The sequence below is a fragment of the Novosphingobium sp. 11B genome, from assembly GCF_054589055.1.
Map to the genome: position 1 here is coordinate 1 of NZ_BAAILP010000020.1, position 9,689 is coordinate 9,689.

Consider the following 9,689-nt stretch of genomic DNA (forward strand, 5'->3'; position numbering starts at 1 on the left):
CATCGCTCCCGGCGGGTGTGGTCCGTGGCATAAATTGCCTCGCTGCAGGACTGGTCTAGACACCCATTTTCCTACTGCAAAGCAATCGCTTACGCCACTCCCGCCAACCCTATCACCCGCCTTCGTGAATAAAACAGGCTAGGGGCTACTCAGCCAGCCGAAAGCCTGTGAGCTTGCGGGTAGGCCCTGGGCAGGAGATGTTAGTCGGGGGCGGCAGTTCAAATGAACGACGGTTCGCTTACACGACATAGGTTTCAAGTCCGGACCGTCGCCGAGGCCCAACTTTCCTGACGTTATGCGGTCTACGAACTCGCCCAAAATTATGTCCGCTTTCGGAAAGCTGGGAAAGGACTTTGAGCGGCAAGGATGGGCCGATTTCGTGGGATACGGCTACCAACCCAAAGGCACCTTGCTGAACTGCGGCGGCAGCAACATCGGTTATACCGGGAGGGGTTGATGTAAACGGGCTACCGTTCAACTGAGAGATGGCCGCAAACTGTGCCTAACTCAGTTCACGGTTACCGAGGCCGGGTTGCTGCCGCGATCGTCTCGCGCGCGGTGCCGCGCCTGCAACTGTGCCAGATAATCACGCAGCAGCGGCACCCGGCGCGGACGAAAGCTCGTGCCGTTCACCCGGATATCGGCCATCCGATCGGTTCGGAACATCCGGAAATCTTCGCGCAGGCAGCACCAGCTCAGAGCGGTCACGCAGGTTTCGGTGTAGAACAGCGCAAGCGGCAGGATCGTCCTGTCGCTCATCGCGCCATCGCCATCGACATAGCGGATATCGACCGCCTGCTCCTGCCAGCATGCCGCCCGCAGCGGTGCCAGATCGAGCGGCGCGGCATAGCGCGGCTCCGGGCGGAACACTTGCGCGATCGCGTGGAGCAACTGCCGTTCGCGCTCGTCGGGCAGGGTCGCGGCGATTTTCGCGAGAACCGAATCGGCTGCCCGCGCCAGCGCCGGATCGCCCCAGGCGCGCACTTCGGCGAGGCCGAGCGCGAGCACCTCGATCTCGTCCCGGTCGAGCATTTGCGGTGGCAGCGCCGGATCTTCCAGCAGGCGATAGCCATAGCCGCGTTCGCCTTCGATCCGTGCACCGGCACTGCGCAGCGCATCGATGTCCCGTTAGAGGGAGCGCGGCGATACGCCCGTTTCTTCCGCCAGCCGCGCCGCCGTGAGCGGCCCCGCCATGGTGCGCATCGCGTGGAGCAGTCGAAGGAGACGATCGGATCGCGGCATGGCCTACTGACGGAAAATGGCAGTTGGGCCCCGCTATGCAAGAGGTGGCCGGCGAAAGCGAGTGCCGCCGTAGATCCAGGAGTTCAAGCAATGACCTTTGCCGTTACCACCCATCTCAATTTCCGGGGCCAGGCCCGCGCAGCCCTCGACTTCTACCAGCATGTCTTCGGCGGGGAACAGACTGTGATGACTTATGGCGCCATGGGGCAGGCCCAGCTTGCCGGGTCGCCCGATCACGTCATCTGGGGCCAGGTCGCCGCCGAGGACGGCTTCCGCATCATGGCGTTCGACGTGCAGGCGGGGCATGACCACGATGCCGGCACCAACGCCTTCTACGTCTCGTTGCGCGGGACGTCGGCGGACGCAGTCCGGCAGCGGTGGGAGGCGCTGGCCGAGGGCGCGGCGATCCTTCAGCCGATCGGCCCTTCGGCCTGGTCGCCGCTGTATGGCATGTTGGCCGACAAGTTCGGCATCACCTGGATCGTCGACGTCGACCCGCGCTCCTGAGGGCGGCCGCCGTCCTTCTCACGCCTCGCGCCGCGTCGGCCGCAATGTCGCCCCGTTTTACGATCACCTTCTAAGTGGTCACTTCGCCAAGCGCTGCCCGAATGCAGCGGCGAAGACATCGTAGCGGCAGGGGCCTTGGCGCAGCCGGGTAAACGCAGCGGCGTGAGCGAGACCTGCGTGCCCAGCCCGCGCAGCGCCTGGGGCGGTTGGGTGCGGTAGGATGCGCGCACGTAGCGCAGGCCCGAGCGTGCATCGCGCAGGCGCTCGATGAGGATCGCACCGCCGGGGGGCACGTCGTTCGTGGCATACCCCTCGCCGCACAAGTCGACGCGCAGCGTAGCGGCCAGCGCGGTCACGTTGGTGTCGTGGCCCATCAACAGTTCGAAAGCGGGGCCGTGGTCGAGCGTGTCGAGGATGCGCCGTCCCAGCGCGCTGGCCTGATGGGCCGCCATGTAGGGCGGCCGGGTGTAGACGGTGAACAGGTCCGCATGCAGACGGCCCAGCCGCTGCAATCCTGCCGCATCGATCCGGCCCCAGCCGACCTGCTGGACGGGCATGCCTTCCAGATACTGCAGCAGCAGCACTTGGGCGATGCCCGAGGCGCTGCGGATCGGGCCGGAAAGCGGGATATCGCGATCCCGCGCGGCGATGGCGGGCGCGGCCGGGGGCAGGCAATCGGCCTCGCCGCAACCCAGCACGCGGTTGAGCAGGGCGAGTTCCTTGCGGTCACGCGCGGCAAGCCGGGCCATGCCGCCGGTCGAGCGGTTGATATCGGCCACGGCCGCATCGGCATCGAACGCGGTCGCTTTCGCGCGCAAGGGCTCGAAGATCGGATCGGCCTGCGGTTCTTCGAGATGCGAGATCTTGATGGCGCACTGCGGCGCAAATCCGCGGACATAGGCCGCTGCGCTGGCGATCGCGCGCGGCGAGGCGTTGGCGACGATCGACACCGACCCGGCCTTCGGGCAACCGGCTGCATCCAGCAGGCCGCGCGACGCAAGCAGGCGGCGGTCGCTTTCGGCGACGATCTCCAGCGCCCGTTTGCCGTGCGGCGTGACGACGCTTTGCGCGACGGGCCAGACCGGCCAGGGCCGATCGGTGCGCGTGCCTTCGGGTACTTCACCGTTCAGCGGCGCGCGGATGCCGTGGCGCATGACCAGTACCGCTCGCTCCGTCACCAGATCGCCCGGCGTAGTGGGCGCGGCGTGAGCCGCCGCCGGGATCAGCAGCGCCAGCCCGGCGAGGAGGGCGCGCATGGTCATCTCAGGGCTTTACGGCGCACGGTCCGGCCACGCGCACGGAACTGCAGCCCGCCATCGCGCCGTTCGGCAGGGTGACGGTAAAGCGCAGGCCCAGCGGGTCGGGCGCACCGGGATAATAGTCGGTGCTGACCGCCTGCGCGCCGCTTTCGATCGCCGCGCGGGTCTTGGTGAAATCGTGGGTGCGCGCCTCGACGGTGTTGGCGTCGGTGCGGGTGCGCACGATCACGCCGGCCTTCACCCATTCGCGGATCTTCGCGCCATCGACGAGCGGGTCCTGCACGATCTGGATCGCGCTTTCCGGCTCGCCATCGGGATACCATCCGAACATCGCGCGTCCCCGCAGCGAGGGATGCCCGGCGCGGTACACGTCCGAAACCGCCTTGCGCACGTCGAACAGCACGTAGATCCGCCCGCGCGCCCTCTTCAGCGTGGGCCAGCCCTTCGTTTTCACCGCCCCGGCCAGCGTGGGGGCGTCGCCGCGCACTTCGTCGGGGGTGATCAGCCGCTTGTCCGGCAGCGCCTTGCGGATTTCCGCGTCCAGCGCATCGAGCAGGCGCGCATCGTCGAGCGGCAGCGGCTGCGTGATCTCGTGCGTGTTCGCGGTATCGGCGGCGTTGAGAGTCAGCATGATCGGCAGGTGGCCGGGGTGCGCCCGCGACCACGCGTTCACTTCGGTCAGGCAGGCGACCAGGGTGGGGCACACGACGCGATAGTCGACGTCGGGAATGTGCAGCACCTTGTAGCCGGGCTTGCGCATCGCGGCCTCGTCGAAGCCCTCTTGCTTTGCGCGGGCCCGCTCGGCCGGGGAGAGCAGCGCCTCGCCCTTGGGGGCGGCGTAGCGGCCGCCCTCGGGATCGGCGAAGATGTCGATCTCCAGCTGACGCACGCCGGCATCGAGTTGGGCGGACAGCGGCAGGTGGTAGTAGTCCAGCGCCTCGGCCATCTTCGGATCGCGGCGGCGCAGTTCCGCCATCACGGCTGCGGGAATCCGTGTCTTGAAGCTGTTGTGCGAGCCGACGACCTGGATGTCGTTCATGCGCAGCGGCCCGGGAGCCGCCGCGTCCTTCGCCGATACCGGGGAGGCCATCGCCCCCCCGAGCATCAGCGCCCCGAGAACCGCAGCGCGCAGCATCAGAATTCCGCCCGCGCGCCGAACAGGATCGTGCGGCCGTAGTCGTTGATGTCGCCGTAGCGGATCGGCAGGTCGTTGTAGGTGTACTGGCGTGCCTTGGCGATGTTGATTGCCTCGAGGCTGAGCGTGACGTTGCTGGTCAGGCGATAAGCGATCGATCCGTCGAGCGAGCCGAACGAGGCGGTGTAGGTCGGTGCCTGCGTGGTGCTGCCGGTGCCCGACAGATAACGGTCGCGCCAGACGTAGGACAGGCGGGTCGAGATCGGGCCCTTCTCGAAGAAGCCGACCACGTTGAAGCTGTTCTTCGACAGGCCGATCATCTCGTCCTTGATGACGCGCGAACCGGCGGTGTAGTTCGCCTTGACCGAGGTGCGGGTGTACGACGCCTGAAAGCCCAGACCGTCGAACGGCTGCGGCAGGAAGGTGAATACCTGCTGGTAGGCCGCCTCGAAGCCGTAGACCTTGGCGTTGCCGCCGTTGACCTGCGTGCTCAGCTGCACCGTGCCGCGGCCCGGAATGTCGATCGGCACGTTCTGCTGGGTGATGTAGTCGTCCATCGCCTTGTAGAACACCGCGCCGGTGAGCGAGCCGGACTTGTTGAAGTACCACTCCAGCGACCCGTCGAACTGGGTGGCGAGGAACGGCACGAGGTCCGGGTTGCCGCCGCTGGCGGTCGGCGCGTCGGTCGAGATGGTGATGCGCGGGGCGCTGTCGGTCACGTTCGGACGGGTCAGCACGCGGCTGGCGCTGAGGCGACCGACGAGAGACGGCGTCAGTTCGGCGCGCAGGTTGAAGCTGGGCAGGACGTTGTTGAACGTCTTCGGATACTTGACCGGGGTAATCGCGTTGCCGCTGCGCAAGTTGCCGCCCGCGACCTGGTCGGTGTGGACGTAGCGCACGCCGATATTGCCGGTGACCGGCACCGAGCCCAGCGAGAAGTCGTAGTCGGCGCGGGCGTAGGCGCTCAGGATCTTCTCGGTGGTGCGGAACGAGGCGGCGAGGTCCGCCGGGGTCAGCGCCGAGTTCTCGACCGTGGGGGTGAAGAAGGCGTCGAGATAGGCGCTCGTCACCGGCACCAGGAAGTTACGCGGGATGTTGCCGCCCAGGTCCTGTAGATAGTCGTCAAAGGGCAGCTGTTCATAGGCACCCGAACCTAGGCTCGACAGCGGGGTGCCGGCCACCGGGTTGACAATGAAATCGCGGCGCGAATAGTCGCGCTTGCGGAACTGGTACTCGCCGCCGACCGCCAGCTTGGAGATGAAGCCCTCGAAATCGTGGGCGACATCGGCGCGGGTGTAGAAGTTCCAGTCCTTGCTGTTCTTGGGCGCGATGTTGAACTGGTAAAGCTGGTAATTGGCCGGATTGGTGGGATCGGCCGTGGTATTGAAGTCCGGTACTTCCTTGTAGCCACGCGTTGCATCGTAGGTCAGCGGGGCGAAGAACATGGCGCGGCTGCGCACGGTACCGACGTCGTAGCTGGGGTGATAGCTGTGCGCGTAGGACCAGTTGACGGTGCCGGCGACATGCCAGGCATCATGATCCCATGTCTGGCGCAGGCCGACGTTGAACAGGTCGTGGCGGTTGAGGCTGTACTCGCGTGAGGCCATGAAGCGCACGTCGTTGATCGTCGCCTTCACCACGGTATCGCCATCGAGTACGACGCTGCCCGGTACGATGGTGGGACGGTGGCCGGCGACGCTGCTGTCGTCGGGATAGATGTCGAGACCGTATTCGTCGTAAGCCACGTCGAGGCGGGTGGCGAGGACGTTCAGCGTCGTCGTCATTTCCGGGTTCGGGCGCCACTGCATCGACAGCATGCCCGAGATGCGCTCGCGCTTTTCCGTCTCGACCGTCGCGCGGGTACGCGTGGGCAGGTAGAGACCGGTCTGGCCCAGCTGCGAGGCGAAGCGGTCCTTGTACCAGCCAGCGTTGTACCAGCGGTCGTTGCGCACGTCCTTGGCCCAGTACTGGCCGCCGACGAGGATGCCGAAGGTGTCGTCGTTGTTGACCCAGCTGGTGATCACGGTGGCGTTCGGCTTCACCTTGCCAGTCTGCTCGGTATACGTGCCGCGCACGTTGAGCGTGGTCTTGGTGCCGACGTCGAACGGCTCGAAGGTCTTGACGTTGATGTTGCCGCCCAGCGCGCCTTCGGTCATGTCGCCGGTGGGCGTCTTGATGACGTCGATGCTGGAGGTGAACTCGGCTGGCAGCATCTCGAAGCGGAACTGGCGACCGGCGGCGCCGCCGTTCTCGATCACTTCGTTCACCGCCACCGGGCTGCCGTTCAGCAGGGTGTTCTGGAACTGCGGGCCAAGGCCGCGCACGCTGACATTCAGGCCCTCGCCACGCGGACGGGTGATCGCGACGCCGGTGACCAGCTGCAGCGCCTCGGCGACGTTCTGGGTGGGGAACTTGCCGATGTCGGTCGAGTTGATCGAATCGACCTGGTACGATGCGGTGCGCTTCGCCTCGGTCGCGGCGCGCAGGCTGCGGGCGTAGCTGCCGGTGACGACGATGTCCTCGCCGTTGACGCCAGCCTCGGCATCCGGCTCGGTTTGGGCGGATGCGGGAAGTGCGATGGCCGCGAACAGGATGGCCGACGTCGACGACGCCAAGACCCGCTTGGTGATACGCATGTGAGATGTGCCCCGAAGTGATTTTTATGTTGGGGGCCCACTAGAAACCACGCATGACGTTTCGCCGTCAAAGCCTTGACGGTTCGATGACCTCTGCAATTTTATGGAAATATATTTCGATGTGTAGCGTCGTGGCGCCAACCTTGGTTCGACAGGGCGAATGCTGAATGACAAAAATATGGAGCAGTTCGATGAGTTGCTTCCCCTCTGAATGTGGATTTTCTCCGGGTCTAAATCAGCATCCTAAAAGCCCTTCGCCGACATGTGAGGTGAAGTGGGGCGAATCCGCTATTCTCTCACCGATCGTCGGAAGAAGGCTTGTGGTCGACACCTGTCGGGATTGCGGACCGTCCGCACCTAGGAATCGAAAATTGACGGCTAAGCGGCCGATAAGGGTCGGCAGCGGAATCGGCAGACAAGCGCCCTTGTCGCCATTCGACGGCCAATTTCAGCTTCTCGGAAGCAGCGATTCGTTCAGGTTAGACTGGCCCACCTGACGCGAGAAAAACTGCCAGTCAAGCACCGCCCCGTTTTCTCCATTCCGGGCGGCGAGCGCTCCGCTCCATAGCCGTCCGCCGGTGCCCGTCGCTCTCGCAGAAATGCAGCCTGACTGGATACGCCCATTGCGGACATCGCTCTGGAAGGTAGGATCGCGTGTAAGCAAAAGGCGGATAAATTAAGTGGTCAGGCTACTCAACATCGCGTGCTGGTTGGGAATAGCATTGTTGGGGACATACTTTTTGGGGCCGAATGGCTTCATCCTTGCCGTCTTTGTCGTGGCAGGCACCGGCGCAATCCATCAAATTCTGTCTCGTAGACATTTCCAACGAATTCTTGCGAAGATCGATCGAGAAGATGCGCGATGTGTGAGGTTTGACGGTAACCTTGTGCAAGGGCAAGCCGCCATCGATATCGGAACGGCACAGGGCTGGATCGCTGAAAAGCTCCCGCAAGACCATGCAAAGAAACTGACCGTGCGTTTCGAGCCGAGCGGCACAGCGTCATCCGCAAATGACTTTGTTACTGCATTATTCAAAGCAGGCTTGGCTCGGCGGATCGCTTTATAAACCGTCTTTCTGCGGTTGCTTGGATACGTCCGCTTCCCACCCAGACTGTGTGAAAACGCGGCGGATCTGGTATGATGCTCCAACGGTTTGGAGGATCATATGGGTCGCTTCATTTCTGGCGCGGATCGCAAGCAGACGACATTGTTTCCGCCCTGCGTAGATGATTGGATCGGGGACGATAATCCGGTTCGAGTGATCGATATATTCGTTGATACGCTCGACCTTCTGGGGCTCGGATTTGACCGCACGCAGCCTGCCCCGACAGGGCGGCCTGCTTATCACCCGTCGGTCCTCCTCAAGCTTTACATTTACGGATATCTCAATCGGGTTCAGTCGAGCCGGCGCCTTGAGCGGGAGGCTGACCGCAATGTCGAGCTGATGTGGCTGGTGGGCCGGCTTGTACCCGATCACAAGACGATTGCAGATTTCCGGCGAGATAACGGTACTGCGATCCGGCAAGTTTGTGGCCGTTTCGTCTTGCTCTGCCGGGAGATGGCTCTCCTCACGAGTGGCAGCGTTGCCATTGACGGCAGCAAGTTCAAAGCGGTTAATAATCGCGACCGCAATTTCACCAAGGCCAAGCTGGCGCGACGTCGGGAGCAAATTGAAGAAAGCGTTGCCCGTTATCTCGCGCAATTGGACACGGCAGACCGGCAGGAACCGACAGACGCCCTTGCCTCGAAAACGGATCGCCTGAAGGAGAAGATTGCCAGGCTTGAGGAGGAGATGAAACGTCTCGACGGTTTGGAGGAGCAGATGCTGGCGGCGCCGGACCAGCAGATCTCGCTGACTGATCCTGATGCTCGCTCCATGGCCACAAGCGGTCGTGGAACGGGAATGGTCGGGTATAATGTCCAGGTCGCGGTCGATACAGAGCACCACATCATCGTTGCCCATGAAGTGACGAATATCGGCAGCGACCGGGCTCAACTGAGCGGCATGGCGACAACGACCAAGGCGGTCCTGGGCGTGGATCAGCTGGATGTCGTGGCCGATCGCGGCTATTTTTCAAGCGAGCAGATCCTCGCCAGCGAACAGGCTGGCATCACCGTCACTCTGCCAAAGCCACAGACATCAAGGGCCAGATATGAAGGACGCTTTGGAAAGCCCGATTTTGTCTACGTGCCCGAGCAGGATGTCTATCGCTGTCCGGCGGGAGAACTGCTGAAAAACCGCCTTCAGAGTGAGGAAAGAGGTCTGAAGATAAACCGCTACTGGGCCAGCACCTGTCAAACCTGCGCGATCAAATCGCGATGTACACCAGGCAAGGAGCGACGTGTTTCCCGATGGGAGCATGAAGATATGATCGAGGCGATGCAGCACCGGCTCGATGCCAATCCGGACGCTATGCGTATCCGGCGCCAGACCGTCGAGCATCCCTTTGGCACACTGAAGTCGCGAATGGGTTACACTCATTTCCTCACCAGAACCAAACCGCGCGTTTCCACCGAAATGGCCCTCCACGTGCTCGCCTACAACCTCACTCGCGCCCTCAACATCATGGGAACCCGCAATTTGCTGAATGCGATCGCCGGCTAAGACAACGTCGCAAAAATTCGGCCCCTGACGATATCCATCAACCTCGACTGCGAAGACGTTTCCACACAGCCTGCACCCGTTGCGGACATAACGACGGTCGCCATCATGCGAGCCGATTGCGCGATATGCTCCTGCAAGTGCTTCCTTACTGTGACCGCCACGCCGATCACCGAAGCATTCTGACCCAACTTGAACAGTGCTTTCGGAAAAGGCATTTTTATTCAATGATATGCGCGCGCCGACGCAGGTGTTACCACTACATTTTCGGGATCGGTTGAGCTTGCAAAAGCTCAGGTTTCCGGCG

At 63.2% G+C, this 9,689-nt stretch carries 8 protein-coding genes; 3 read left to right on the plus strand and 5 right to left on the minus strand.

The window, feature by feature from the left end; genetic code table 11:
* Positions 1 to 507: 507 nt before the first annotated feature.
* Both ACYPYD_RS01735 and ACYPYD_RS01740 read right to left on the minus strand, forming a co-directional pair.
* Entirely contained in the window at positions 508 to 1,032 is a 525-nt protein-coding gene (locus tag ACYPYD_RS01735) for a helix-turn-helix transcriptional regulator (RefSeq protein WP_459661843.1), read from the minus strand.
* 96 nt (positions 1,033 to 1,128) lie between these two features.
* Positions 1,129 to 1,242, minus strand: a complete 114-nt coding sequence (locus ACYPYD_RS01740) for a helix-turn-helix domain-containing protein (RefSeq protein ID WP_459661844.1) — start codon at positions 1,240 to 1,242, stop codon at positions 1,129 to 1,131.
* Between the two features lie 90 nt (positions 1,243 to 1,332).
* Between ACYPYD_RS01740 and ACYPYD_RS01745 the strand changes: the two genes are divergently transcribed.
* Complete coding sequence (locus ACYPYD_RS01745) at positions 1,333 to 1,749, plus strand: VOC family protein (protein ID WP_211151756.1); 417 nt, start codon at positions 1,333 to 1,335, stop codon at positions 1,747 to 1,749.
* Here the strand turns inward: ACYPYD_RS01745 and ACYPYD_RS01750 are convergent.
* The 3 genes from ACYPYD_RS01750 to ACYPYD_RS01760 are packed head-to-tail and all read right to left on the minus strand — an operon-like array spanning position 1,653 to position 6,779.
* On the minus strand, positions 1,653 to 3,005 hold the full coding sequence (locus tag ACYPYD_RS01750; RefSeq protein ID WP_459661845.1) for a histidine-type phosphatase: 1,353 nt from the start codon (positions 3,003 to 3,005) through the stop codon (positions 1,653 to 1,655). The two genes, ACYPYD_RS01745 and ACYPYD_RS01750, sit on opposite strands and share 97 nt — an antisense overlap.
* 7 nt (positions 3,006 to 3,012) lie before the next feature.
* Positions 3,013 to 4,143 (minus strand): Ca2+-dependent phosphoinositide-specific phospholipase C, encoded by a 1,131-nt coding sequence (locus tag ACYPYD_RS01755; RefSeq protein ID WP_248006355.1) that lies wholly within the window; start codon positions 4,141 to 4,143, stop codon positions 3,013 to 3,015.
* Complete coding sequence (locus ACYPYD_RS01760; protein WP_459661846.1) at positions 4,143 to 6,779, minus strand: TonB-dependent receptor; 2,637 nt, start codon at positions 6,777 to 6,779, stop codon at positions 4,143 to 4,145. The genes ACYPYD_RS01755 and ACYPYD_RS01760 overlap by 1 nt, the downstream gene beginning before the upstream one ends.
* A 680-nt stretch (positions 6,780 to 7,459) precedes the next feature.
* Between ACYPYD_RS01760 and ACYPYD_RS01765 the strand changes: the two genes are divergently transcribed.
* A complete protein-coding gene (locus ACYPYD_RS01765; protein ID WP_211151760.1) occupies positions 7,460 to 7,846 on the plus strand; it encodes a hypothetical protein in 387 nt (128 codons plus the stop codon).
* A 99-nt stretch (positions 7,847 to 7,945) separates the two neighbouring features.
* Positions 7,946 to 9,385 (plus strand): IS1182 family transposase, encoded by a 1,440-nt coding sequence (locus ACYPYD_RS01770; protein WP_459661847.1) that lies wholly within the window; start codon positions 7,946 to 7,948, stop codon positions 9,383 to 9,385.
* Positions 9,386 to 9,689: the final 304 nt, after the last annotated feature.